The organism is Exiguobacterium antarcticum DSM 14480, from assembly GCF_000685865.1.
Lineage (GTDB): Bacteria > Bacillota > Bacilli > Exiguobacteriales > Exiguobacteriaceae > Exiguobacterium_A > Exiguobacterium_A antarcticum.
Genome location: NZ_JMKS01000005.1, coordinates 366,399 through 392,966, shown reverse-complemented (window position 1 = coordinate 392,966; position 26,568 = coordinate 366,399). Strand labels below are relative to the sequence as shown.

Here is a 26,568-nt window from a genome sequence, read left to right as displayed (position 1 = left end):
CAATTGCTTGTGTTTCCAATGGTTCTAACCATCTCTTAAACCATTCTTCACAGACCTTACATTCAAGACGTTTCCTATCCTTTTTGTAAAGCTTGTAAATAATCGACGAAGATTCTTTTCATTCGTCAAACAAACAACCGAATCCGGTCCATTTCGTTGCTTCCTGTCGTGGATTTGCCTGCATGTTGATTGATTTCCGCCATCTTTCTCGTTCATTCACCTCATCATTTCACGATAGACATGCAACAACCGGCCTTTTTCTTTATCCCAGTTGTATTTCCGGCGCGCCTGCTTTGTCCGTTCTTTCATCGCCTGACGCAAGCCGTCTTCCTCGACGATTTGGTTTACGGCAACAGCAATCGCTTCCGGAGATTCGACGTCAACGAGTAACCCGACGGCTTCCGTCTCGACGACACGACGGATTTCCGGCAAATCTGCCGCAACGACCGGAACGAGTGCTGCCATGTATTCGAATAACTTATTCGAAGAAGCGGAATAATGATTAAAACAAACGTTTTGTAAGACTTGAAAACCGACTGTCGCAGCTGCCGTATAAGTTGGTAATTGATCGAGGGGTACTTTATTCAGAAAATGAATCCGCTCTCGTTCCGGGGATTGCGCCGCTAACTCTTGAAGCCGCGTCTTGATTTTTCCGTCACCAATGAACAGTAACGTCCCGCTTCGGATAAAAGGCATCGCTTCAATCAGTCGTTCGAGCCCCCGTCCTTCCTGGATACCGCCTTGGTACAGCAGGATCGGTTCGTCCTCACTAATACCAAGTTCTTGATGTAACGGTCGTGGGCTGGGTACAAATTCTTGATAGAACGGGTAATTATGGAGAACGGCAGGCCGTTCTCCATACAGTGACGCGTGATAATCGGCTCGTGTCTCATTCTCAACAATCGTTCGATCCACGAAACGTAACAAGTGACGCTCGAATAGACCTTGTCCTTTTCCATAACCTGTCCGGTCTGTCTGGACCTCATGCGAATCGTAGACGATTTTAGCTCCTTTTGCGGAAAAAATTGCCTGTGGTAACGTGTTTAAATCATTTGCGTGCATGATGTCATACGAATGCTTGCGCGCCGCACGTGTCATGCGGACGATTCCGAAGCTGTTGTAAAGCGCGTAGCGGACAAATCGACTTTTCTGCAACACATACAGAATCAATAAGACCGGGATTAGCCAAGGAAATAACAACAGCAATCCTGCGCCGGCCATCAGCGTAATTGGATTACGCTTGCGGATCCGGCGCAGGATGGTTTCAAGTGGTGGCGTCCGGTCGATGCGAAGGATGCGAAACCCTGCCGGATGGTGTTCCATTTTAGGTAAGCTTCCATCATTGAGACAATACAGATCAACGTGGTAATCAGCTTCAGCGAGCGCCGTACATTCCCGTAAGACACGGGCGTCATTCGTAAACGTGTTCCAGACAAACATACCGACTCGTTTCATTTGCTCACCCCTAGTATCTGAAGATCGGTTTGGCGGATCGCCTCAAACAACCGCTCTTGATTTTGCTCCCAGTCAAAATGAGCCTGGACATACCGTACACCCGATTGCCCCATCGCGCTGCGTGCTTGCGGATGTTCCGCCAGATAACGAATATGCTCGACGATTTTTTCGCGACTGCGCTCGCGGGAGACGAACCCTGCACCTGCGTCCTCAATCACTTTTGCAGCGTGTCCCGAGACTGCTCCGACAACCGCACACCCCATCGCCATGTAGTCGATGATCTTACCTGGCGTTACCGTATCAAACGCCGTACTCTCGACTAACGTCGCAAAGGCGATATCACTTTTGGCGAGTTGTTTCAGCGCATCCCATCGTGGCATCGCATTCATGAAATGAATATTCGTCAGTCCACGCTCTAAGACGTGTGCTTCAAATTTTTCCTTGTGATACCCGTATCCGACGACATGGAATTCAATCTGGGCATCTTCTTTTAATTGTTCTGCGACATCGAGCAATAAAAAGACATCCTGCGCCAGCCCGATGTTGCCGGTATAGACGACGCGGACTTGTTCCGACACTTTTCGCCGTTTGATCAACCATTCATTTTCTTCAATCGAATTTGGAATGTAGTGAATCTTCTCCGAGGCGATTCCTTTGCTTTCGATATAGGACCGAAATCCTTCACTGTTGATGACGATTTGATCCGCTTGATGATACATCCATTTTTCGAGCCAGTAGAGCGGTGCTAATAGCAACCGTGATTTCGTGATCCCGACACCGACCAGTGATTCCGGCCATAGGTCGCGAACATCCAGAATCAGTGGTGCTTTTTTAAGGTGTTTGGCGACGACTCCGACCAGTCCCATGAAGATCGACGGTGTCGTCGCATAAATGTAGGCATATTGTTTTTTATCATGACGTACCTCTTGCACAGCTAAGACGAACTGTTCAATGAATAAGTGAAGTCTGCGCCATAAATTCGTCGTCGCCCGAAGATCACGTGGCTGAATCCGCGTGATTTTGGCAGCATCTAAGCTCGGCTCATCCCAGAACATTGCATCTGTATACAATTCAGCCGTCGGATAGAGCGGTTCCGACGTCAAGACATGGACCTCACTGCCTTGTTGCTCCATCCGTTTGAAGATATTTTTCATCCGGTTCGCAGCACTGCCGATTTCCGGATAAAAATTTTGACAAATCATCAGGACGTTCATCGTCTCCGGCCCCGTCGTTTCTTTACGTTTCGTCTGAATTTCCAGTAACGGATGACGATTTTTCCGAGCTTTGAATTTGCGAGTGACCGGTATTTTGATTTCCATTCTGCATTCGCCTCCAAGACATCCAGATTCGACACAAGTGCCCCTTCGTATCGTGCGAGCACCAACTGATACTGTTGTGTCAACAACTCAATCGCTTCTTCTTTCTCCATGATGTGTTGGGCGAGTTGATCTCGCTCTGATATCAACTCCGTATGTTCCAGCTCGATCTCCGCTTGTTTTTGTTGCTTCTGTTCCCATTTTTTATTGAGTTGCTTCAAGCGGACGATTTCCGTGAGATGTAACCGTTCGACCGCTTCGAATGCTGTTTCGAGCCAGCTGACTTCTTGTTCCGTGACGGTGCGCGAGTATTGTTTTTCCGGGTGAAGCGTCAACGTCACACCCAACCATTTATCGATGCGTTCCAATTGTTCAATCGTCCCGTACGGTGTTAATTGTTCCAACAGATGCTGTAAATAGTACGTCCGTTTATGATCGGCATAATCGTTTACGCCGAACGGAACCGTCACGACAAGCCGACCACCGGGTTTTAAGAAGGAACAGGCTTTTTCCACAAACCGTTCCGGTTCCCCGATATGTTCTAAAACCTCGGTCATCAAGACCGTATCGAATCGTTGAGACGTTTGGAATGTCATCAGATTGGCCTCTTCCAAATGAATCAATTCTTGAACGGAATGTGCCTCTTCCCTTAATGCCGCCGTCGCTTCCACGATTGCTTCCGGCGAGACATCGATACCGACAACTTGCTTCCCTTCACGTCCGAGCAGAATCGGGACCAATCCACCGGAACAACCGATATCGAGAATTTGATTGCCTTTTGTTTCCCGAATGATCCAGTGGACCCGCGAACGGACTTTTTTGCCGAATGCGACACCGAGTTGATCATAATAGGCGGCCCGAATTTCATCTTTCGGTCGCATCATCTGTTTTGTCTGCATCATCTGACCTCCTCCAGTAATAATGTTTGAATCGCATCCGTCCGTTTCATGTCCGCCAACTCAACGAATTGACGAATCAGCGGGTTCGTTAAGTTCATTGGTTCGTAAAAAGCAACAATCATTCGCAGTAACGCGACACTAGGAGCAAAATCCTTATCACTGCAATACCGTAGCTTCACTAAATACCAATGCTCAAAGAAATGTTCAAAACGTGTCGCCTTATAGGCATCGAGCACACCGTAACGGGCAAATTTTTCTGCCCGTGCCTTTTCCCGGACGACACTCCGTTCGAAGAAACGAACCGTCAACGAGTTGACGGTCGAACCGGCAACCGCGGCATAGTAATAATGGATGACACGATTAACAAGCAAGACACGGTTTGCGTGCAGCATCATCTCTTGGAAAAACAGTGAATCTTGTCCGACGGCTCCGACGACCTGTTCCAGTTGATGTTCCTGCAGAAAACGGCGGTTGACGACCAACGCCTGGATACTTTGGACGGCAAATCGGTGTTCTAACAAATAGGCTTTCGGTTGATCACATACTGTCCGCCCTTGTTTACGGATCTTCGGCAACGCGATGATACTCGTTTTTTCTGCCAACTTCTTCATATGTCCCACGGCAAAGTCGAGTGTCTGATCTTGATCCAACTCGGCTAACAATTCGGCATACCGATCACTTAAGACCTCATTGTCGGGATCAAGGAAAGCAATCCGTTCCGAGCGGGCCAGTTCGACCCCTTTATTTCGCGGACGCGAGGCACTGCCGCTTCCGCCTGTCGGAAACAGGTAGGTCACGACATTCCCATGACGTCGTGCCAGACGATCGATCGCTTGACGGGTAAATCGATCCGTCGATCCATCATCCACTAAGATGATTTCCGCCTCCTCAAACCGATCCATCCGTTTGAGGCTGGCAAAACATTTATACGTCAGATACTTTCCATTGTTAAAGATAGGGACGACGACAGATAAAACAGGTGATTCTATGACAGCTGTACCGCCACCTTCGTTCCACTCGAGCGCATCCAGGAATAAGGTCGCTCCCTCAATCTTTCCTTCGGTGAACTGTTCATACGGAAATGCCTCACGCCAAATCATGGCGTTCACCGTCGAACCCGCGGCTTCCCGGATCACGAAATGAGCTTCGTCAGTATACGTTTTGCGGGTGATCGACACATCGCTGTATTTGAACCCGTTCACCAAGTCTTCCAAATAGTACTCTCCGTACGATTCCGCACCGTCGAGCACAGTCACGAGATCCGCTGCGGCATAAAGCGCTCCGGTCAAGTCTTCTTCGCGGCAGATTACATCAGCTGTGATTGATTGACGTGTCAACATCTGTTCCAGTTCCGGCGTCGCATTGCGCAGGATGACGAGGAGTGTCCGCTTTACCGGCGGCATCTCCAGCTGGAGAAGTCGCGTCAATTGATCGATCCGGTCATAGACCGTGTGCGACGACATGACGGAACGAATCCCTTCCGCCCGGAGCCGATCAATCTCGCCTTGTGTCGTCCGTTCGAGAATCGCCTGCACCTCTCGGTGGTCATGGATGGTAAAGACGTTCGGGAAATCATTATTGACGGCGATACTGTAGTTCGACAAAATCAGATTGCCGAGTGCTTGCGATTCATAGACCCGACGCGCACACATCGTTTTGCTGTACTTGATACTGTTTAGATTCAACACCCAGTCATAACATTTGCTGACCTGTTGCAACGCATCATAGGGAATCGCCGGAGCAACACGCGAGACGTAACGTTCCGGAAAATGATAGTCCGGTAAATTTAACTGGTAGTTGCGGTCAACGATATCGAGTGTGTGATTGGAACGTAAAACACCATCAAATAGCATCTCGGTATCCTTGACACGTTCCGGGTACTTCGCCATCCAGCTGCCGGCAAACAGAACATGTTTTTTGCGGCTTCGTGTCGCTCCAATCGGATTGTGGATGATTGGATTGACACCAAACGATGTCGCTTCAATCCGATCATGTCCACAGAGTACTTGGTATTCCGGAATCATCGCCTCGTCTGACGTTAAGATATAGTCGGCTGCTTTCGCCAAATCACTGAACCGGTCAAAGTTGCTTGGATCCTCCGTCGACTGGAAGACAACCGGAATTCCTTTTGCCTTCACCTGCTTCATCATGTCGAGCAGACGCTGCCGTTTTTTAGAGGTTGGTGTCGCAACCCCTTTCCAATCCTCACCGTTTAAACCCTTCCAGGACGTAACGACGAGAAACAGATCAATCGGTTTCTCAAAGACGTCCGTAAACGTTGCCGGATTGACATAATGTAAATGTAACGCGTCCTGATAATAGGCATGCATGAACTCTGAACAAACAATCGCCACCTCAAGCGGACGGCGTTCGTAATAACGCGAGCCACCCGTCACGGGGATTTCCTCATACGCAATCTCCTTCAGCAACTCCCTGTTGCTTTCTTGGTGATAACGCTTCGTTTTTGATTCAAGTGGTGATGACTTAGGACGAACCGTTGTTTTCATCCGTAAGACCTCGAGCTGTTTCAATCCCTCGACTGAAGCACGGTTTGCCGCCGGTGCCGATTGGATTCGTTTCTGTTCGGTCCGCACCCAGTTTAATTGTTCAATAATGCTTTTTTTCCACTTTTGTTCACTCACGCGTATACACCCTTCCTTCATTCATCTCTGTTTCAGTCTACGAGACCAGTTCAAAGAGGACTTAAAGGTCGTGCAAGGTTTTTGTAAAGACTTGGTGAAGCAACTGGCCTGTTTCCTTACATTTGTCATCAAATGAGGATGCGATTGTGTGGAGTCGAGTTTGTTCGTGTCTTGTTTTGCCACAAAACATCAATCTCATCAAACTGTCTGTTTCGTTTTTAGAATCCATATTTCGGGTACATATAAAAATATCGAAGACAAGGGGGATGAACATTCATGACGGATAAAAAACAAGACTTGCCAAACGAAACAGCGGATGTCGGCTTACACCCGGATCCAGAACCAGCAAAAACATCTGATCCAGGGATCAAACCGGCAGAAACACAGCATCCGGATCCAGACGTCGAAGAATTAAAGACAAATCCTGCTGATCAATAAATCAGACCAAAAAAAGGTTTTGCTCTCCAGTCAGGAAAGCAAAACCTTTTTGACGTATTCTTATAACTTGACTAACAATTTTCCGGTATTCGAACCGTCAAACAGACCAAGAAATGCGTCTGGGACTTGATCAAAGCCTTCAAAAATCGTTTCTTCGTACTTCAACTCCCCATTGCTGACCCACTGACCAAGTTGTTCCGCCGCTTCTTTAAAACGTTTGCCGTAATCCCCGACCAGGAAACCTTGCATCCGTGCGCGGGCAATGATCAGTTTTGATTGAACACGTGGACCGACATTCTCTTTTTCATTGTATCCGGAAATTGCTCCACAGACCGGGACACGGGCAAATGGATTCAGACGATCGAGAACCGCATCACCAATTTCACCGCCGACATTTTCAAAGTAGACATCGATTCCGTCCGGACATGTCCGGTCCAATGCTTCTCCGATTTGCTCGGTTTTATAATTGATGACTTCATCAAATCCAAGTTCATCCTTAAGATATTGAATCTTTTCAGCACTGCCGGCAATCCCGACGACCCGTGCCCCTTTGATTTTAGCGATTTGACCGACAATCGAGCCGACTGCGCCTGCCGCTGCTGAAACCACTACCGTTTCCCCGGGTTGTGGGTTACCGATATCAAGCAAGCCGAAATAAGCGGTCATGCCTGTCATGCCGAGCACACCAAGTGCCGTCGAGACAGGAGCCAGTGTCGCATCGATCTTACGGACGTGTTTCGCATCGACGACTTTTTTCGTCGCCCAATCGAGCATCCCGACGACGATATCATCAACTGCGAGAAGATCACTTTTGGATTCGATGACCCGCGCGACGACTCCACCTTGAATCGGTGCACCGAGTTCAAAGGGTTGCGAGTAGGAACGGGCATCATTCATCCGCCCACGCATATACGGATCGACTGAGATATAAAGCGTTTCTAACAGGACTTGACCGGTTTTCAGTGGGTTCAATTCAATTGATTCATACCGGAACGTCTCCCGTGTCGGACGTCCGTCTGGTCTGTTCGCTAATACGATTTGTTGTTCTGACATAACTATTACCTCCCCGATTTTTTACCTCTTCACTCTAGCAGTCCTATTCTGGAAGTGCGAATACTTTGCTTTTCTTTTTTCAGAAAATTCCATTTTCCTCTTGACGTACTGCAAGGTCTTTCGTATGATTAATCACAATTCATCGCTTTTATACTGTTATGCATAAAAGCAATACATTAAGGAGTGGATTTTCATCAACACGACCATGAAACGGTTTGACCGGCAATTCGGTGTACACGTATTGAACGGTCTCAGTATCGGTATTTTAGTTGCTCTTATTCCCGGGGCATTGCTGGGCGAACTTGCCAAAGCCTTGCTTCCTTACTTTTCTCCCGCACAACATATCATCGACTCGACGGCTCTCGCGATGCGGTTGTTGCCGATGGTGATCGGTGTCGCCGTTGCGATGCAGTTTAAGACAACACCGATTGAAACGACCTCGATTGGTCTTGCGACCGTCGTGGGGTCCGGAGTCGCGAGCCGCACCGAGACGGCTGGTTATTTATTTGTCGGAACGGGGGATGTCATCAATGCCGGATTGACGGCAGCCATCGCGACAGCACTCGTTTTATGGATTGGCAATCGTTTTAAGACATACACCGTACTCGTCATTCCGACCTTGATCATCGTCGGTGCAGGTGGAATTGGCGTCCTTACTTATCCGTTCGTCACTAAAATCACAGCCGGCATCGGTCAATTGATAACACAATTCACCATCCTCCAACCGATCTGGATGGGAATCGCCTTGGCTGTCAGCTTTTCTGTCCTGATTGTTTCCCCGCTTTCGACAGTCGGTATCGCAACAGCAATTAGTCTGTCTGGTGTTGCAGCAGGTGCTGCTAATCTTGGTGTCTGTGCGGCTGGGTTCGGGCTCGCTATCGCCGGCTGGCAAGCTAATTCACGAGGGACTTCGATTGCTCATTTTTTAGGATCTCCCAAAATCCAAATGGCGAACTTCATTCGAAATCCGCTCATGATTGTTCCTGTCATCTGCAGTGCAGCTGTTCTCGGTGGGTTAGCCGGATGGCTTGGTATCCAAGGAACTCCGTTCAGTGCCGGCTTCGGCATGTCTGGTCTGATTGGTCCCATCAACGCCTTACACTTGATGGCAGGTGGTTGGACCTGGGTGAATGTTATTCTCGTTTTCGGATTATTCATCGTCCTACCGATTGTCCTTTGTCTGCTGTTCCACCAACTCTTTCGCCGCTTCCGGCCGTGGACGAATCCGGAACAGTATCGGTTAGATTTCGATTGATACGAAAAAGAAGCAGCTCGCTGACGCGGCTGCTTCTTGTTTGTTAGACATATTTCAAGAGATCGGCTGGTGTATCCAGTTGATAATCAGCCGTTTTCCATTCTTCTTCCGTCCCAAATCCGAAATGGCAAATCGCAACAGGCATATGTTCGAGTCGTGCTGCTTCGACGTCAGAAGAACGATCGCCGACCATCACATATTCGACATCCCCAAACTCTTCGCGGTGTGCAGCTAGGATATCAGCTTTTTGTTTCCCATTGACGGACTCTAAACATTTGGGACTCGTGAAATATGAACGAATCGATTGACCATCGAGGACTAGATTTAAATAGTGGACACCACAGTTACTCGCTGTCGATACGATATGTCCTCGTTTTGTCAGTTCAGCTAACAGATCCCGGATTCCGTCAAATAAAATTTTTTGTCCAACCATCGTCTGTTCCAAATGATGGTGGCGTTTTTTCCGAATCGCCCGAATGTCTTCCTCTGATGCATCTGGAATTGCCTGACGCCAAAAGGCACTCCCCGCTAATCCGTAACTCGATTGCACACTCTCTTTTGAAGGTTTGACGAGATGTGGCATATCGTCCATCGCCAAATGAATCGCTTCGGTCATTTGAGTTGTCGAATCAATCAGCGTACCGTCAATATCAAATAAAATCACTGCCATAGGAACACTCCTCTATTTTTTTAATACCTCTTGTTTTTTCATTAACGTTTTTTTCCGGAAATACAGGTACCCCGCTCCGAACACAACAAGACCAATCAACCAAGGTATGTAGTGGTGCAGGTCATGTTGTCGTCCCATCATACCGTGTCCCAGTTTTTTTCCGCCCCAGATAAAAAAGACCGACCAGGCAAAAAAAGAAATCGTCGTCGCAATCGTAAACGTCAACCGTGAGACACCCGTTAATCCTGCTCCAATCGCAAATCCCATCCGCCACATCGGTGACAACAAGAGGATGAAGCGCCCCCGTGTATCCATTTGGCGTTGAAATTGGTTCATCTTCGTTTCAGAAATCCGAAACCACTTAAACACACGTGTCAGCAGGCGGTCACTTCCGAGCCGTCCAATCGTAAAAAAGATGTTTTGACTGATCACAAAACTGATGACCGCGACAATTAACATGATGATCAGGTTAAATTCAGTCGTATGAACAAGATAACCCGCGTAGGCAAGTGGGACTTCACTCGGTAAAAAGGGAAACATCAACGTCAACATCATCCCGAAATAGCCATATGATTCAACCCATGAGTGCCAAGCCATCACATACCTCCTTCCCTCGAAAACTTTTTCTGTCTTTAGTGTAACGAACTTTTCAGGTAGCGTACAGAAATCACGTTTTTTCACGACAAAAAAGCCCATTGCTGACTCATAGTCAACAACAGGCTGAACATGCTCAATAGGCGTCTTCACTTTGGAGTGGTTGTGTGCGTGCTTTTTGTTGCTCGTCCTGCCAATCACTAAAGCGTGTCAATTCCTCAAAGACGGTTTTCGTCACGAATAAGATAAGCGCGATGTCATCCGCGAATCCAAATCCAAGGACGAAGTCTGGAATGAGGTCAATCGGCGACACGAGATAAATCAATGCACCGATTACTTTCAAAATCGTCGTCCGACGAATGTTTCGATATTCGCCTGATTGATAAGCCCGGACCATATCAATCAATAAACGGACTGGAGAAAACACGACTGATAAACTTGAGTTTTTATTTATTTTATCAGTTGCTCGTCTTAGCATGGAATTGGTCTTTTTCGGTTGATTGATATACGACTTAGCTTCATTTGCGTATTTTTCTTGTTCTGTCTCGAGCTTTTGATTTGATAAATCCATCAAAAAATCCCCCATTCACATAATAGTAAAGTCAGCTATTGCTTATGTTCCCTAAAGGTGATGTTCATAATCCTCTCACCTTGTCTTCAGTAGGTTTTAATCGATTCATTTTCGGCTATTTGAATAAAGCAAGTCTACTTAGATATATGATCTCATCCTAGGAGTGATTCAGATGAACCATGTCAACCATACCGTCATCATTACCGGTGCCGCTAACGGCATTGGAGCGACACTTGCCAAAACCTATGCAAAAGAAGGAGCAACAGTCATTTTAGCAGACATCGACCAAATGACAGGTGATGATCTTGCATCAGAAATCGAAGCAGATGGTGGAACGGCTTATTTTTATCATCTAGATGTCCAGGATGAACAGGATGTCGATCTATTGATCGATAAGGCCATCGAACATACAGGGCGCATCGATGTCGTCATTAACAATGCGGGCATCATCGTCCGAAAACCTCTCCTTGAACTATCACTCGATGAATGGGATCGGGTTCAACACACGAATCTTCGCAGTATCTTTTTGACGACAAAAGCCGCAGCTCCTTATCTGAAGAAGAATTCAGCTGGGGGTCGGATTGTCAACCTGGCTTCGACCCGCGCCTTCATGTCCGAACCGGATACGGAATCTTATGCCGCTACGAAAGGTGGTATCGTTGCCTTGACACATGCGCTTGCCGTTTCCTTAGGACCGGACCGGATTTTCGTCAATGCGATTGCTCCCGGTTGGATTGAGACTGGTAATTATCATGAACTATCACCAGAAGATCATAGCCAACACCCGGCTGGTCGGGTCGGAAAACCGGAAGATGTCGCACGAGCGGCCCTGTTTTTAACAGATCCGGAAAATGACTTTTTAACAGGTGAGACGTTGGTCCTCGATGGTGGAATGACACGAAAGATGATTTACGAAGAGTGAATCGGATTTAGTAACCTTTTTCCAACGGACTTAAACCTTTTTTAATGCCCTTTTCTTAATGTTACAAAAACATATCAGGTCCTCATGAAAAGTGAATGTCTTCATTCACTTTTTTGTGTTGTTCATCTTTTCCTTTCTTCAAGCGGTTTTCTTTAACTGTTGTCACTATAACTTAATCGCTCCTGATAAAAAATATCACCTCCTGATAATTCCCATATAATATTTTTAATGAAACTGTAACGATGATTGGAGACATTTCTTGTTAGAGTAGAACAGGTATCATTTCAAAACATGTACAACATCCAGAAAGGAATGAACGGTCTACCTATGAAATCCTCTTTAAAGCAAACGCTTGGTCTTTCACTCATGACGATGACACTACTCTTCAGCCCGCTGGTGCATCCAGTTGGGGCAACGAGTTCTTATAAAGAAAAACAACAACAGCATACACAACAACAATCGAAACAAAAAAAAGCGCTCTCCAAGAAAAAAACACAATTATCACGAGCACAACAAAAGGTCTATGCACTCGATCAGCAGATTAATGGATTGACATTGCAGGTCGTCGAGAATCAACAAAAAATGAATCACAACCGTAAACAGATCAATCAATTGGAAAAAAAAATCCGTACCTTAAAAGAAAAGATCAACAAACAAGAAAAAATGTTAGGCGATCGCTTAGCCGTCCGACAATCCAAAGCAGACGATGATCCGTTACTCGAAGCCGTCTTTGGTGCTAAGGATGTCGGCGATATGATCAGTCGATTCCATGCTTTTAACACGATTGCCGAAAGCGATGCTTCTTTGTTAAAAGATTACGAACAAAACAAACATCAATTGGCACTTGCTCAAAAAGACTTGAAGCAGACGCGGATGGATTTGATCGATGATCGGATACTGCTAAAAAAGAAACAACGTGAACTCAAAGCCGAAAAAATCAAACGGACAGCGTTACTCAGTCGATTAAAAACAGAAAAACGGTCGATCGAAACAAACATCTTGAGCTTACAGGATGCCGCCGCACAATTAAAAGCCCAAGAAGCTGCTGCCCGTGCCGCAAGAGCAGCCGAAAAACAAGCTGCTTCCATCACGAAAACAAGTACAAAAGTGCTCTCAAAAGCAAAAGGTAAATTCATCAAACCGGCAACTGGTTCCATCTCCCAAGGCATGGGTGCCGCGAGTGGAGGTAATGGATACGCTTATCATAACGGGATTGATTTAGCCGGTCCCGTTAATTCCCCCATCATCGCCTCGGCGAACGGGACTGTCATTCAGGCAAGCTCTGGTGGTCCTTACGGCAACCATGTTTACTTGTCGCACAGCATTGGCGGAAAAACCTATACGACGGTCTATGCACATATGAACGCGTTGAACGTAAAAGCAGGACAACAGGTCAAACAAGGCCAACAAATCGGAAAACTGGGCAGTACCGGAAACTCGACAGGTCCCCATCTTCATTTTGAAATTCATGATGGCGGTTATCAATATAATGCCAATGGTCGGACGAACGAACTGAATCCAAGTGACTTTTTCTAACAGTTGATGCAAAAACCCTCACCGGAATAAGTCCGGTGAGGGTTTTTGGTGTATCCTTTCGAATTACAGTTTGAACTGACTTGTTTGTTGATCGAGTGACATCGTCGTTTGTTCCAGTTCTAACATCAGTTGATGAATCTGTTCAAATGAAGCTTGTTGATCACGCATTGATGCGGCGACTTCTTCATTCCCTGCAGCTAATTCTTCCATCACACCACTGACCGAACTGACCTGATTGACGACCTGATTGGCTTGTTGTTTCGAGTGAACGAGCTGTGTCGCCATGAACTGTAACGTTTCCGTGACTTCTCCGACATGACTTCTTGTTTCTTCAAACGCCGTTTTGACTTCAGCAAAGTTTTGTACTTGATGTTCTTGTTCTTTTTCGGATCGAAGCAAAGCGTCTTGTAAGACCGCACCGTCTGCTCGAATCGAACGCACGAGTGAAAAGATCGATCGTGTCGCTTGGTGTGTCTCATCAGCCAACTTCTTCACTTCGCTGGCAACGACGGCAAATCCACGCCCGGCTTCTCCCGCTCGGGCTGCCTCGATTGCCGCATTTAATGAAAGGAGATTCGTTTGGGCAGATACACTCGAGACAAGTTGCGCCATCTGTTCAATCTGTTGGGTTTGTTGTAAAAACCCGGCAAGTTGGTGACCAAGCTCTCGATTTTGAAGCGAAGCGGTTTCTAATGATTCTGCCTGCTCTTGCATGATTCTTGCACTTTTCCCCATCGTCGCATCGGCAAGTTGTCCTTGGCTTAACGCCTGTTGGGCCCGATGTTCACTTTGTTCAAATAAACTGCTCATATCCGTGATCGTACTCACGGTCGTCTGTAAATCGTCGGAGACGGTCTGGGTCCCGCTCGCCATCTCGTTAATGGCATGCGTCATGTTTCCAGATACTTCAACGATATTGGCATTTTCGGCCGTCGCCTGTTCGCTCATCTGATTGATCGTCGTCGATGTTTGACTGATCGTTCCGATGACCCCATGCAACGTCCCTTGCATCTGGGCGATTGCTGACTCAAGTCGACCGATTTCATCCGTTCGCCCCGAGATTTTTAATTGTTGTGACACATCCCCTTGCGAAATCTGTTCTGCCGTTTTTACGACACGACTGATCGGTCGTGTGATGCTCCGTGCGAAATACCAATTGTACAGTGCTAAAGCAATCAGCAGAACGAATGTCGCAATCAGGACAGAACGCGTCAGATTCAAGGTCTTGTCTTTTGCCTCTTGTTGTAAGACATCATAAAATTCCCCGTTCTTCGTATGTAACGTATATAAGTCACTTAACACCCCTTCGATTCGGGCAGCATATGATCGAATCGTAATCGGATTCAACTCATTTAGCAATGTCTCCCGTTCCGAGGATAACGTCGTATATTTCATTTTAGCCCGGTCCAAATCTTGTTGAAAACGATCGATCAAGTACGCTTTTTGAAGCGAATTCAATGCAGCTTCATTTTTTTTACTCAACGCTAGCGCTTGCTCCTTCTGATTTTCTGAAGGTTGACTGGCTAGTCGGTTCCAAGCAGCCTGCTCGTACAGTAATTTTGTCTCGAGTTCTGAAATCTCGACTAACTGTTTGCCGTAATCTTCGTTGTAGGATTGAATTTGTCGTAGTTCGAATAAGGTCCAGCCCATCAAGGCGACGACACTGACAATCGTCACGAGTGTCGATACTAAAAAGCGTTTCCGTAACGTCATTGCACGTCCACCTTCCCTTCAAGAATCTGTTGTTTCAGCTGTTCGAGTTGCTGTAATTCTTTTGGTGTGAAGCTGACATTACGAATCGGTGCGAGCTGGATTGCGCCGTCCTTGACACCTAAGACGATTTGACCCGACTGGAGACCCGACTCTTTTACCGAATCCCCAATTTTCGTAATCGCGAGATCAACTTGTTTCAGCATCGATGTCATGACCGCATCCGGTGCAATCGCCGTCTGATCGCTGTCAACACCAATCGCTTTGTTACCTTTTTTCTCAGCAGCTTCGAGGACGCCGCTCCCGGTTAAACCGGCTGCGGCGTACAACACATCCGCCTCTTTTTTCATCTGGGCATCCGCAAGTTGTTTTCCTTTATCCGGTGCGGCAAAGTCTTCCGCGTAATCGACCAGGACACGGATATCTGGATTGACAGCTTTTGCCCCTGCCACGTATCCTTTTTCGAACTTTTCAATGAGAGGCGACTTCATCCCACCAATGAATCCGATTGTTTCACTTTCTGACTGAATCGCCGCTGCTGCCCCGGCTAAGTAGCTTCCCTCGTCTTCTTTGAATGTGACCGATAAGACGTTCGGCAACTCAGATACCGCATCGATAATCGCAAACTGTTGTTTCGGATAACGTTTGGCGACTTTTTCTAAATCTGCCTGCCCCATGAAACCAAGACCTACGACAACGGTCGGCTTTTGTTTGGCCAATGTCTCAAAAGCGACGCCATATGACTTCGTTTCACTCAATTCTCTATAATCGATGAACCAATCTTCTTTTTCCCGAAGCAACGACATCCCACTCATCGCAGCGTCACTGAATGATTGATCGCCTAATCCTACATCAGACAACACGACTGCCATTTCGCGTCGTTCCTTGACTGCTTGCTGAGGATCATCGATGACACTGCCGCAACCTGCTAGACCCATCGTCAGTGCAAGTCCGGATAACCCGATTCGTTTTGACATTTTTCCACTTCCCTCCACTGTTCTACACTGGATTATCGGAAGGGATGTCTGACTTCTTAACCTTAAAATCAAATTCAGAATTATCCCACAACAAAAAAAGCGTCCTTTTCCCAACTTTCGTTGAAAAAAGGACGCGCACATTTCTTTATGTTTAACTTAGTAATCGCTGTCTGAAGAACCACCTGTGACGATCGCGATACCGGCAGAAGCACCGATTCGTGTCGCACCTGCATCGATCATCGCTTTTGCGCCTTCGAAATCACGGACACCACCTGAAGCTTTCACACCGATGTCAGGACCCACTGTTTCACGCATCAGACGGATATCTTCTACCGTTGCGCCGCCTGTTGAAAAACCAGTTGATGTCTTGACGAAGTCTGCGCCTGCTTTAACTGACAATTCAGCAGCCGTTTTGATTTCTTCTTTTGTTAAGAGACAGTTCTCGAAGATGACTTTGACAAGTGTTCCGTTTGCTGCTTCGACAACGGCACGGATGTCACGTTCGACAAGTGAAAGATCGCCGTCTTTTAACGCACCGATGTTTAAGACCATGTCGATTTCCGTTGCACCATTTTTGATCGCATCTTGTGTTTCAAATGCTTTGACTTCCGGTGTGTTGGCACCAAGCGGGAAGCCGATGACGGTACAGACTTTAACTGCATCATCTGATTTTAAGAGTTCTGCTGCGAGTGCTACGTTTGTCGGGTTGACACAGACACTTGCAAATTTGTATTCGAGTGCTTCCTTACAAAGTGTTTCGACTTGAGCACGTGATGTTTCTGCTTTTAACGCTGTATGGTCGATCATTCCTGCTAAATTCATGATTAGTTCCTCCTTAAGGGTATCCCTTAGACTCTGTTTCCATTCTATCACGTGAGAAGTCTGACTTCTATCTTTTTACGCGACTTTTCGCAGTTGTTTTTTCCGAATCAACAATCCGTTTAGCGTAAAGACCAAAGCAGCCGACCAAATGAATGTAAACGCAATCAAGTGTGTTCGTGTAAAGGGTTCGTCGTACAGGAGGACACCGATCGCAAGCGACAAGGTCGGGGCGACGAACTGAAGAAAACCAACGACCGTAAACGGAATCCGTTGGGCGCCAAAACCGAACAATAACAAGGGCACAGCCGTGATGACTCCCGTCAAAACGAGCCCGATCGTTACGAAGCCGGACGAAGTAAACGTCTCTTGTCCACTGATCCCCATGTAACCTAAAAATAGGATCGCAATCGGTAACGGTGCCAACGTCTCGATGGTCAGACTGACGGTTGATTCAAGCGGGCGTTGTTTTTTGACGACACCGTAAAACCCAAAGCTGAAAGCAAGCGCCAGCGAAATCCAAGGAAATTTCCCGTAACCAATCGTCAAAATCAAGACCCCGATCGTCGCAAGTACAATCGCCAGCCATTCAATCCGCGATAGTTTTTCCCGAAAAAAGAATACTCCGAAGATGATACTGACAATCGGATTGATGTAATACCCAAGTGATGCCTCGACAATAAAATTATGATTGACTGCCCAAATATAAATGAACCAGTTCATACTGATGATCAGTCCGTTTAGAAAAAAGAGTCGACGTGTAAATGGATTTTTTAAGGCTCCCGCGAACTTTGGTAATGCTTTTTGGACGTATAGTAACAACATCAAAAAGATGAAGGACCAGACAATCCGATGTGCTAAAATTTCTTCGCTCGAGACGCTTGCGAGCAACTTCCAGTAAATCGGCAACAATCCCCAAATGACATAGGCGGCTAATGTTGCGATTAAGCCCGATTTATTCATTGTTCATTTCCTCTTTTCTGGATTACGACACTTTTTTCATTTTGATCCGACCATTTGAAATCCCGCTGATCGTAAATAAGGCTACAGCCAACCAGATAAACAAGAAGGCGATCAAATGAATCGTCGTGAAGATATCATTGAATAAAAAGACACCCAACACCAACGTCAACGTCGGGGCGATATACTGTAATATCCCGACATAGACGAATGGAATTTTCGGCATACCGTATCCAAACAACATCAATTGAATCGCGGTTGCTACACCCAGCATGATGATGGCAAATAAGGATTCTGTCGGTAAAGCCATTGGATTTGAACCAGTGATGCTAAGCGTCATTAGAGCAAATGGTAACGTCACCAACGTCTCGAGAAATAAACCGGACAACGGTTCCGCTGCCGCCTTTTTCTTGAGAACACCATAAAAAGCAAACGATACCGCGAGTGAAAACGCGATGATCGGAAACTTTCCGTACCCAAACGTCAAAATCAGGACACCGCTGATAGCGCTGACCATTGCCAGTAGTTGGGCCCGGTTTAAACGTTCTCCGAAAAACAATAGTCCGAACAGTACACTGACGAGCGGATTGATATAGTAGCCGAGTGACGACTCGACGATATACCCTTCCCCGATTGCATACAGATAGAGCGTCCAGTTCCCACCAAGGACGAGACCAGCCGCGAGAACGGTATTACGCTGGCGTTTATTTTTCCAAAGCTGTTTGACATGCTTGAATTTCTTGGTCATCCGTAATAACAGGCTGACAAAGACAAAGGCACTGATGATGCGAATCGAAACGACCGTCCATGCCGGTACCTCATCCGCAAACAGTTTATAGATCGGTAACAATCCTCCAATCACGTAGGCGACGAAGGTCGCACTCATTCCCCGTTTATCCACGATGAACCTCCTTATGTATATACAAGTAAAGCCGCCATCATCATGGCGACTTTTTCAGCTTATTGTTGATCAAGAATCTGGAACAATGTCTTCATTTCTGACTCCGTCAAGTCGCGCCATTCACCAATCGGTAAATCACCGAGTTCGACGTTCATGATCCGGACACGTTGCAGGCGTTTGACCCGGTAACCAAATTCTTTGCACATCCGGCGAATTTGCCGGTTCAGCCCTTGTGTCAAAACGATTCGGAACGTCCGCGACTCGAGCTGTTCAACGACACATTCCTTCGTCGTCGTTCCAAGAATGTCGACGCCGCTCGCCATACCTTCGATGAACGTTTCCGTAATCGGTGCGTCGACCGTTACGATGTATTCTTTATCGTGGTTGTTTTCCGCCCGTAAAATCCGGTTGACGATATCCCCATCGTTCGTCAAGATGATCAATCCATCGGAATCTTTGTCGAGTCGCCCAATCGGGAAAATCCGTTTCGGATGATTGACGAAATCAATGATGTTGCCTTCGATGTCACGCTCTGTCGTACACGTGATCCCGACCGGTTTGTTTAAGATCAAATACTCGAGCTCCGGCTTCGCTTGTAACGGTTGTCCATCAATCTCGACGGCATCTGTTTTTTCGACCTGCGAGCCGAGCTCGGCCACGTTTCCGTTGATCGTCACACGTCCGGCATCGATTAATTTATCGGCAGCCCGCCGGGAACAATATCCTGTTTCACTGATGAATTTATTGATTCGCATAAGTTTGTGTCCTCTTTCTCTTTTATAATCTTTACTCAGTGTAGCGTATCCGTTACTTGAAAACAAAATAATTTGTCACTCCAAAAATAAGGGGCTGACTCAAAAAAAGAATTACTCGTCTTTTCACGCCCTTTCCTCAGGCGAGACACAAGCCAGTTTTCCTGCCTCATTCAGGCAGGAAAGCTGGTCTTGTTTGTCTCTGACAGCGCAAAAATGCGCTTTTTCCTGTAGGAGTTGCGTGTAACGAGTAATTCTTTTTTTTACGAGATAAGGGTGGCAGATTATTATTCTGCCACCCTTATCTTTGTAGAGGATGACTTTTGAGTCAGCCCCCATTTCAGATCGCTTGTTCTTTTAATGTCTCCATGACGCGGACGAATTGTCCGTCGTTCATCGGATAACCCGCTTTAGTGATTTTGACACGAACGAGTTGACCAATCAATGATTCGTCCCCTTCGATCGCGACACGTAAGTAATTGTCGGTATAGCCGACGAGACGACCCCCTGCTTCTTCCGAAAATTCTTCCGGAATGATTTCAAGCAGTTCTCCCTCGTATTTCGAAGCATATTCTTTCGCCAGTTGATCCGATAAGGCAATCAACCGAGCGACACGTTGTTCTTTCACGTGTTCATCCACTTGATCCTCCATCATCGCAGCCGGTGTTCCGGTCCGTTTCGAATACGGGAAGACATGCAGTTCGCTGAACTTGTGATCGTTGATGAAGTTAAACGTCTCCATGAACTCTTCTTCCGTCTCCCCCGGGAAACCGACGATGACGTCAGACGTGATCGCACAATCCGGCAAGACTTCTTTTAAGCGAGTAATCCGTTCACCAAACTCCGCCATCGTGTATTTCCGGCGCATCCGGCGCAAGACCGTATCCGATGCCGATTGAATCGGAACATGGAGATGCCGGACGACGATCGGCGAATCTTTTAAGACGTCCAGTACTTCATCTGTGATTTGACTCGCTTCAATCGAAGAAATCCGAAGCCGTTCGAGACCTGTCACGGACTCCAGCGTTTTTAACAATTTCGCCAAGTTATAGTCTTTGAGGTCTTCCCCGTAACCGCCCGTGTGAATACCGGTCAGGACGATTTCCTTATAGCCCGCATCCACTAGTTGTTGTGCTTGTTTCAAGACATCTTCCGGTTGACGTGAACGCATCAGACCGCGTGCCCAAGGAATGATGCAAAACGTACAGAAGTTGTTGCAACCTTCTTGGATCTTCAGAGAAGCCCGCGTCCGGTCCGTAAATGCCGGGACGTCGAGTTCTTCGTAGACTTTTGCCTTCATGATGTTACCGACGGCGTTGATCGGCATCCGTTCTTCGCGGAATTGTTCGATGTAACCAATCATCTTGTGCCGGTCCTGCGTCCCGACGACGACATCGACCCCGGGAATCGCCATGATTTCAGCGGGAGATGTCTGGGCGTAACAACCGGTGACACAGATGACACTGTCTGGATTTTGACGGATGGCCCGTCGGATGACTTGGCGGCTCTTTTTGTCGCCCGTATTTGTTACTGTACATGTATTGACGACATAAACGTCGGCATGATTTGCAAAGTCAACACGTCCATATCCCGCATCCTTGAACAGTTGCCAGACGGCTTCTGTCTCGTAATGATTGACTTTACAACCAAGCGTTTGAAAGGCAACAGTTGCCATTTCACTCACCCTTTCAATTCAAAATGATACGATACGGCGGACAGGACATAGAGTGGTGCCGTTTCCGTCCGTAAAATCCGTCGTCCGAGTGATGCCGGCACGAAACCACCAGCGGTTAAACGCGTTACTTCTGTTTCCGTCAGTCCACCTTCCGGACCAATCACAACCAATAAGGAGTCGCCGGACTGAAGCCGCGACAGCGTAGAAGCGAAGGCTGACGCCTCCCCTTCTTTCGCCGATTCTTCATAGGCAATCAGACACGCCGTATAATCAGTAGTACTTTGTAGGACTTCATCATACGTCACATACTCAACCGTCGGCAAGTGCGCCCGGTATGATTGCTCTGCTGCTTCTTTGACGATTTTTTCGAGTCGTTCCAGCTTTTTCGGAACTTTTTTGGCGTCCCATTTGGCGACAGAACGGGCCGATTCAAAAACAAGTAGTTGATGAACTCCAAGTTCGGTCGCTTTTTGTGCCACGAGTTCGATCTTATCACCCTTCGGTAACGCATAAGCAATCGTCACGTGGATCGGGAGTTCCGTCTCGATTGGCAATTCTTCAATCATTTCCGCGACGGCCGTTTGCTTTTCGAGCTGCTCAAGTCGGCAACGAAACAGTCCTGTTCCGTCCAACACTAAAATCTCATCACCGACATCCATCCGCATGACGTTTTTCATATGATGGGCGTCGTCTTTTGACAGTGTAAAGGTGTTTCCCGCACGTGCGGTCTGTTCGACGAAATATCGTTGCATCGGCTTAAGCCTCACGTTTCGCGATGATTGCGACCCAGTCTTCAAGCTTCGTCGTTTCGACAATTGTGAATCCGGCTTCCACCATCGCGTCACGCACCATGTCTTTTTTCTGACCAATGATGCCGGAAGCGATGAAGTGACCGCCCGGCAAAGTCAGTTCATAGGCATCGTTTACGAACAATAAGATGACTTCAGCTAAGATATTCGCGACAATCAACTCAACCGGTTCTTTCAGTTCTTTCATCAAATCGCCTTGACGGACGGTGACTTGTTGACTGACTTGATTTAATGCCACATTGTCCGTTGCCGAACGAACCGCGACTTCATCTAAATCAAGCGCAAAGACGTCTTTTGCTCCGAGTTTAGCCGCTGCAATCGCCAGGACACCGGAACCCGTACCAACATCAACGACCCGGTCGTTGTCTTGGAGATAGTTTTCGATCGCCTGAATACAGAGGACTGTCGTCGGATGTGTTCCGGTTCCGAATGCCATTCCGGGATCCAGTTCGATGATCTTCTCATCCGGTTGTGGTGTATAGTCCTCCCACATCGGGACGACCGTCAAATGCCGGCTGATCTTGACCGGTTTATAAAACTGTTTCCACGAATGTGCCCAGTCTTCTTCATCCACTTGAGTGAGCGTGACAGTTCCTGCACCAATCGTCAGACCGAATTTCGTCAGCATTTGAATATCACGTTCGATTCCTTTGATCGTATCCGTCAAATCGCTACTTTCTGCAAGATACGCTTTGACGAGGACGCCGCTATCCGGATATTCGTCCCGTTTCTTCTCATCCCAAATTTCACCGAAGTTATCTTCACGGTGTGACATCACTTCGAAATCCTCTACATCCTCGATGACGACCCCACTCGCTCCTGCTTCATGTAAAATATTCGAGACTGCCTCGATCGCTTCTTGTGTCGTATGGACACTGACTTCCGACCATTTCATTATCTGTCACGCTCCTTTAGTGATCACCCTGTAAAGAATGTTTTGATTCGGCTGAATACGCCTTCGTGTTGTTCCTCGACACCTTTTTCATCACTGATTTCATTAAATTCACGCAGTAACTCTTTTTGACGATCAGTCAGGTTTTTCGGCGTGATGATGACGACATTGACGTATTGGTCCCCCTGATGTCCTGAACGCACGTTTGGCATCCCTTTGCCCCGCAGACGGAAACGTGATCCGGTTTGTGTGCCTGCTGGGATCTTGAGGCTCACTTTTCCATGAACGGTCGGCACTTCGATTTCATCCCCAAGTGTCGCTTGGGCAAATGTCAGTGGCATGTCCATGACGATGTGATCATCCACCCGTTCGAACAATTCATGTTCGCGGACACGGACGACGACGTACAGATCACCAAACGGTCCACCATTGACGCCTGCTTCTCCTTTACCAGCAAGACGAATCTGTTGTCCGTTATCGATCCCTGCTGGAATTTTGACACGAACATCTTTGTTTTTACGAACGCGACCGGCACCACGGCATGTTTCACATGGTTCTTTGACGATTTGACCTCGTCCGTGACATGTCGAACATGTTGTTTGGTTCACGACACGACCAAACATCGTGTTTTGTTCAACGTTGATGTGACCAGATCCACCACAACGCTTACACGTTTCTGGATGCGTGCCTGGTTTAGCGCCTGAACCGTGACAAGTGCCACAATCCTCTTCGACTGGAATCGTGATGACTTTCTCGACACCCGAGACAGCTTCCATGAAGTCAATTTCTTCGACATATTGGAGGTCTTGTCCTTTACGTGGTGCGTTCGGATCTTGACGGCGACCGCCACCAAAGAACATATCAAAGATATCGCCAAATCCTTCAGCTCCGCTGAAGCCAGCTCCACCTTGTGATGGATCTTGGTGACCAAACTGATCATAACGGGCGCGTTGATTATCGTCCGATAACACCTCGTATGCTTCAGAAAGCTCCTTGAATTTTTGATCGGCATCCGCCTCTTTATTGACGTCCGGATGATACGTACGAGCTAACTTTCGGTAAGCTCGTTTGATTTCTGCTGCTGAGGCATCGCGCGCGACGCCCAAGACTTCATAATAATCGCGTTTTTCCACGTGCATTCTTCCTCTCTTTGGTTCCGATTCATTTCATACTGTTTGATTTTACCGAACTTCATGCGACATGGAAAGAGCCAAAGCGCGGATTACGCTTTGGCTCTCTCTAGCGCCCGAAAGATCGGTCGATTGAATTATTTGTTGTCTTTGTCGTCGACTTCTTCGAATTCTGCGTCCATGACGTTGTCATCTTGTCCACCAGCTTGTGCGCCTTCAGCGCCCGCTTGTTGTTGAGCCATGTTTTCGTAGACTTTTTGTGTCAACTCTTGAACGACTGTCGACAATTCGTCTTTTGCCGTACGAATCGCTTCGATGTCTGTTCCCGCAAGGGCAGTTGTGACTTTTTCTTTTGCTACTTCTGCTTTTTCTTTGTCAGCTGCGTCAATTTGCTCACCGAGATCTTTGACTGCTTTATCTGTCGCGAAGACAAGTTGATCGGCTTCGTTACGAAGTTCCACTTCTTCTTTACGTTTGTTATCCGCATCTGCGTTCGCTTCTGCATCTTTGACCATTTGGTCGATGTCCGCTTCAGTCAAACCGCTTGATGATTGGATCGTGATTGATTGCTCTTTGTTTGTACCAAGATCTTTGGCTGATACGTTAACGATTCCGTTTGCATCGATGTCGAATTTAACTTCGATTTGTGGTACACCACGTTGTGCTGGCGGAATGTCTGTCAACTGGAAGCGACCAAGCGTTTTGTTGTCAGACGCCATCGGACGTTCCCCTTGAAGAACATGGATATCAACGGCTGGCTGGTTGTCAGCTGCTGTCGAGAAGACTTGTGATTTAGAAGTCGGGATCGTCGTGTTACGATCGATCAGTTTCGTCATCACGCTACCCATTGTTTCAATTCCGAGTGAGAGTGGTGTCACGTCAAGAAGAACAACGTCTTTGACGTCACCTGTCAATACGCCACCTTGAACTGCTGCACCAAGAGCAACGACTTCATCCGGGTTAACGCCTTTGAATGATTCTTTGCCTGTGAAGTCTTGAACTGCTTTTTGAACCGCTGGGATTCGTGTTGATCCACCAACGAGGATGATTTTGTCGATTTTATCTGGAGTCATGCCAGCATCGCTAAGTGCGCGACGTGTTGGTGCCATCGTCCGTTCGACGAGGTCAGCAGTCAGATCGTCAAATTTCGCACGTGATAATGTCATTTCAAGGTGAAGTGGACCTGCTGCGCCAGCCGTGATGAATGGAAGGCTGATTTGTGTCGAAGAAACACCTGACAGGTCTTTTTTCGCTTTTTCAGCAGCATCTTTCAAACGTTGAAGTGCCATTTTATCTTGAGCAAGATCGATTCCATTGTCTTTTTTGAATTCTGCGACAAGATGGTCGATGATTTTTTGGTCAAAGTCATCTCCACCAAGACGGCTGTCACCAGCTGTTGAAACAACTTCAAAGACACCGTCACCCAGTTCAAGGATCGAGACGTCAAACGTACCGCCACCTAAGTCATAGATCAAGATCGTGTGGTCTTCGCCTTTTTCAAGACCGTATGCAAGTGCTGCTGCTGTCGGTTCGTTGATGATCCGTTTAACGTCAAGACCAGCGATTGTACCTGCATCTTTTGTTGCTTGTCGTTCTGCATCGTTGAAGTAAGCAGGAACCGTGATGACCGCTTCTGTAACTTTTTCACCGAGGTAGTCTTCTGCTTGGGCTTTTAATTTTTGAAGAATGATGGCTGAGACTTCCTGTGGTGTGTAGTCCTTACCTTCAACCTCGACTTTGTAGTCTGTTCCCATGTGACGTTTGATCGACATGATTGTGTTTGGGTTTGTGATCGCTTGACGTTTTGCGACTTCACCGACTTGACGTTCGCCGTTTTTAAAGGCAACGACAGATGGTGTTGTCCGGTTTCCTTCTGCGTTTGCGATAACGACAGGCTCTCCGCCTTCCATTACTGCGACACATGAGTTTGTAGTTCCTAAGTCAATACCAATGATTTTTGCCATGATAAATTCCTCACCTTCGAATAGTTAGTGTAGTGAAACCAGATGGTACTCTTATTTATTCTGCGACTTTAACCATACTTGGGCGGATGACACGATCGTGTAACTTGTACCCTTTTTGGAACTCGGCCGTGACGACGCCTGATTCATGTTCGTCACTTGCTTCTTGAACGACAGCTTGGTGTAAGTTTGGATCAAATGCTTCGCCAACGGCAGGAATCTCAACGACACCTTCATTTTGAAGCGTCTCAACCAATTGTCGTTTGACCATCTCAACACCCGCTAAAACAGATTTCGTTTCTTCATTGTCTGATTCAATCTGAAGTGCACGATCTAAATTGTCGACGAGCGGGAGTAATTTCTCGACGATCGCTTGCGAAGAATACTTCGCCCGGTTTTCTGCTTCAATCCGGTTCCGGCGTTTGAAATTATCAAAGTCTGCCCGAAGACGTAACTCTGACGCTTTTGCTTCCGCAAGTTGTGCCTCAAAATCAGGAGCCGGTGTTTCTTCGACGAGATCAGCTTGAACGACCTCTTCTTCCGTTACTTCGACTGTTTCTGTTGCTTGTTCGGTAACTTCTTCATTATTATTGAGGTTTTGATTCTGCTCTTTTTCTTCCACTCTGAATCG

Annotated in this window: 24 protein-coding genes; 4 read left to right on the top strand and 20 right to left on the bottom strand. The window is 47.1% G+C overall.

The features are described from left to right. Positions 1-216 precede the first annotated feature (216 nt). Genes P404_RS0113295 through P404_RS0113280 form a run of 4 tightly spaced genes read right to left on the bottom strand, consistent with a single transcriptional unit; the run spans position 217 to position 6,312 of the window. On the bottom strand, positions 217-1,455 hold the full coding sequence (locus P404_RS0113295; protein ID WP_026831016.1) for a glycosyltransferase: 1,239 nt from the start codon (positions 1,453-1,455) through the stop codon (positions 217-219). Further along, on the bottom strand, positions 1,452-2,774 hold the full coding sequence (locus P404_RS0113290) for a glycosyltransferase family 4 protein (protein ID WP_236624410.1): 1,323 nt from the start codon (positions 2,772-2,774) through the stop codon (positions 1,452-1,454). The genes P404_RS0113295 and P404_RS0113290 overlap by 4 nt, the downstream gene beginning before the upstream one ends. After that, entirely contained in the window at positions 2,666-3,670 is a 1,005-nt protein-coding gene (locus tag P404_RS0113285; RefSeq protein WP_236624409.1) for a class I SAM-dependent methyltransferase, read from the bottom strand. Before P404_RS0113285 ends, P404_RS0113290 begins: the two co-directional genes overlap by 109 nt. Then, on the bottom strand, positions 3,670-6,312 hold the full coding sequence (locus tag P404_RS0113280) for a glycosyltransferase (RefSeq protein ID WP_026831014.1): 2,643 nt from the start codon (positions 6,310-6,312) through the stop codon (positions 3,670-3,672). Before P404_RS0113280 ends, P404_RS0113285 begins: the two co-directional genes overlap by 1 nt. 276 nt (positions 6,313-6,588) lie before the next feature. Here P404_RS0113280 and P404_RS18615 point away from each other — a divergent pair, with 276 nt between their 5' ends. Continuing rightward, complete coding sequence (locus tag P404_RS18615; RefSeq protein WP_014969785.1) at positions 6,589-6,750, top strand: hypothetical protein; 162 nt, start codon at positions 6,589-6,591, stop codon at positions 6,748-6,750. Positions 6,751-6,810: 60 nt separating this feature from the next. Here P404_RS18615 and P404_RS0113270 read toward each other — a convergent pair whose 3' ends face one another. Continuing rightward, a complete protein-coding gene (locus P404_RS0113270) occupies positions 6,811-7,809 on the bottom strand; it encodes an NADP-dependent oxidoreductase (RefSeq protein WP_236624429.1) in 999 nt (332 codons plus the stop codon). A 199-nt stretch (positions 7,810-8,008) separates the two neighbouring features. On the opposite strand from P404_RS0113270, the gene P404_RS0113265 reads away from it, so the two are divergent. Continuing rightward, the gene (locus tag P404_RS0113265) at positions 8,009-9,058 is read left to right on the top strand and encodes a PTS sugar transporter subunit IIC (protein WP_014969783.1); all 1,050 of its coding nucleotides are present in this window, start codon (positions 8,009-8,011) and stop codon (positions 9,056-9,058) included. Between the two features lie 43 nt (positions 9,059-9,101). Here P404_RS0113265 and P404_RS0113260 read toward each other — a convergent pair whose 3' ends face one another. The 3 genes from P404_RS0113260 to P404_RS0113250 all read right to left on the bottom strand — a co-directional run bounded on the left by P404_RS0113260 (position 9,102) and on the right by P404_RS0113250 (position 10,893). Beyond that, positions 9,102-9,728: an HAD family hydrolase gene (locus P404_RS0113260; RefSeq protein ID WP_026831012.1), complete on the bottom strand. Its 627-nt coding sequence runs from the start codon at positions 9,726-9,728 to the stop codon at positions 9,102-9,104. 12 nt (positions 9,729-9,740) lie between these two features. Further along, positions 9,741-10,325, bottom strand: coding sequence for a DedA family protein (locus P404_RS0113255; protein ID WP_014969781.1), 585 nt, complete (start codon positions 10,323-10,325; stop codon positions 9,741-9,743). 133 nt (positions 10,326-10,458) lie between these two features. Further along, positions 10,459-10,893: a YkvA family protein gene (locus P404_RS0113250; protein WP_026831011.1), complete on the bottom strand. Its 435-nt coding sequence runs from the start codon at positions 10,891-10,893 to the stop codon at positions 10,459-10,461. 172 nt (positions 10,894-11,065) lie between these two features. On the opposite strand from P404_RS0113250, the gene P404_RS0113245 reads away from it, so the two are divergent. Continuing rightward, positions 11,066-11,815 (top strand): SDR family NAD(P)-dependent oxidoreductase, encoded by a 750-nt coding sequence (locus P404_RS0113245; RefSeq protein WP_014969779.1) that lies wholly within the window; start codon positions 11,066-11,068, stop codon positions 11,813-11,815. A 327-nt stretch (positions 11,816-12,142) separates the two neighbouring features. Beyond that, positions 12,143-13,351 carry a murein hydrolase activator EnvC family protein gene (locus P404_RS19055; protein WP_034774534.1) on the top strand — a complete coding sequence of 403 codons (1,209 nt, stop codon included), beginning with the start codon at positions 12,143-12,145 and terminating at the stop codon, positions 13,349-13,351. 63 nt (positions 13,352-13,414) lie between these two features. Here the strand turns inward: P404_RS19055 and P404_RS0113230 are convergent, their stop codons facing one another. From P404_RS0113230 to grpE, 12 genes are all read right to left on the bottom strand, one after another. Further along, entirely contained in the window at positions 13,415-15,064 is a 1,650-nt protein-coding gene (locus P404_RS0113230) for a methyl-accepting chemotaxis protein (protein WP_014969777.1), read from the bottom strand. Next, complete coding sequence (locus P404_RS0113225; protein ID WP_026831009.1) at positions 15,061-16,038, bottom strand: BMP family lipoprotein; 978 nt, start codon at positions 16,036-16,038, stop codon at positions 15,061-15,063. The genes P404_RS0113230 and P404_RS0113225 overlap by 4 nt, the downstream gene beginning before the upstream one ends. Before the next feature lie 156 nt (positions 16,039-16,194). Next, a complete protein-coding gene (deoC, locus tag P404_RS0113220) occupies positions 16,195-16,860 on the bottom strand; it encodes a deoxyribose-phosphate aldolase (RefSeq protein ID WP_014969775.1) in 666 nt (221 codons plus the stop codon). A 75-nt stretch (positions 16,861-16,935) separates the two neighbouring features. Next, positions 16,936-17,820 carry an EamA family transporter RarD gene (rarD, locus tag P404_RS0113215; protein WP_014969774.1) on the bottom strand — a complete coding sequence of 295 codons (885 nt, stop codon included), beginning with the start codon at positions 17,818-17,820 and terminating at the stop codon, positions 16,936-16,938. Positions 17,821-17,842: 22 nt separating this feature from the next. Further along, positions 17,843-18,718: an EamA family transporter RarD gene (gene rarD, locus P404_RS0113210; RefSeq protein ID WP_026831008.1), complete on the bottom strand. Its 876-nt coding sequence runs from the start codon at positions 18,716-18,718 to the stop codon at positions 17,843-17,845. Between the two features lie 59 nt (positions 18,719-18,777). Then, positions 18,778-19,473, bottom strand: coding sequence for a 23S rRNA pseudouridine(2604) synthase RluF (gene rluF, locus P404_RS0113205; RefSeq protein WP_014969772.1), 696 nt, complete (start codon positions 19,471-19,473; stop codon positions 18,778-18,780). 337 nt (positions 19,474-19,810) lie between these two features. After that, entirely contained in the window at positions 19,811-21,145 is a 1,335-nt protein-coding gene (mtaB, locus tag P404_RS0113195; RefSeq protein ID WP_026831006.1) for a tRNA (N(6)-L-threonylcarbamoyladenosine(37)-C(2))-methylthiotransferase MtaB, read from the bottom strand. Positions 21,146-21,150: 5 nt separating this feature from the next. Next, complete coding sequence (locus P404_RS0113190) at positions 21,151-21,897, bottom strand: 16S rRNA (uracil(1498)-N(3))-methyltransferase (protein WP_026831005.1); 747 nt, start codon at positions 21,895-21,897, stop codon at positions 21,151-21,153. 4 nt (positions 21,898-21,901) lie between these two features. Further along, positions 21,902-22,849 carry a 50S ribosomal protein L11 methyltransferase gene (prmA, locus tag P404_RS0113185; RefSeq protein ID WP_014969769.1) on the bottom strand — a complete coding sequence of 316 codons (948 nt, stop codon included), beginning with the start codon at positions 22,847-22,849 and terminating at the stop codon, positions 21,902-21,904. A 23-nt stretch (positions 22,850-22,872) separates the two neighbouring features. Then, on the bottom strand, positions 22,873-23,979 hold the full coding sequence (gene dnaJ, locus P404_RS0113180) for a molecular chaperone DnaJ (RefSeq protein ID WP_014969768.1): 1,107 nt from the start codon (positions 23,977-23,979) through the stop codon (positions 22,873-22,875). A gap of 134 nt (positions 23,980-24,113) precedes the next feature. Then, entirely contained in the window at positions 24,114-25,940 is a 1,827-nt protein-coding gene (gene dnaK / locus P404_RS0113175; protein WP_014969767.1) for a molecular chaperone DnaK, read from the bottom strand. 55 nt (positions 25,941-25,995) lie between these two features. Then, positions 25,996-26,559: a nucleotide exchange factor GrpE gene (gene grpE, locus P404_RS0113170; RefSeq protein WP_014969766.1), complete on the bottom strand. Its 564-nt coding sequence runs from the start codon at positions 26,557-26,559 to the stop codon at positions 25,996-25,998. Positions 26,560-26,568: the final 9 nt, after the last annotated feature.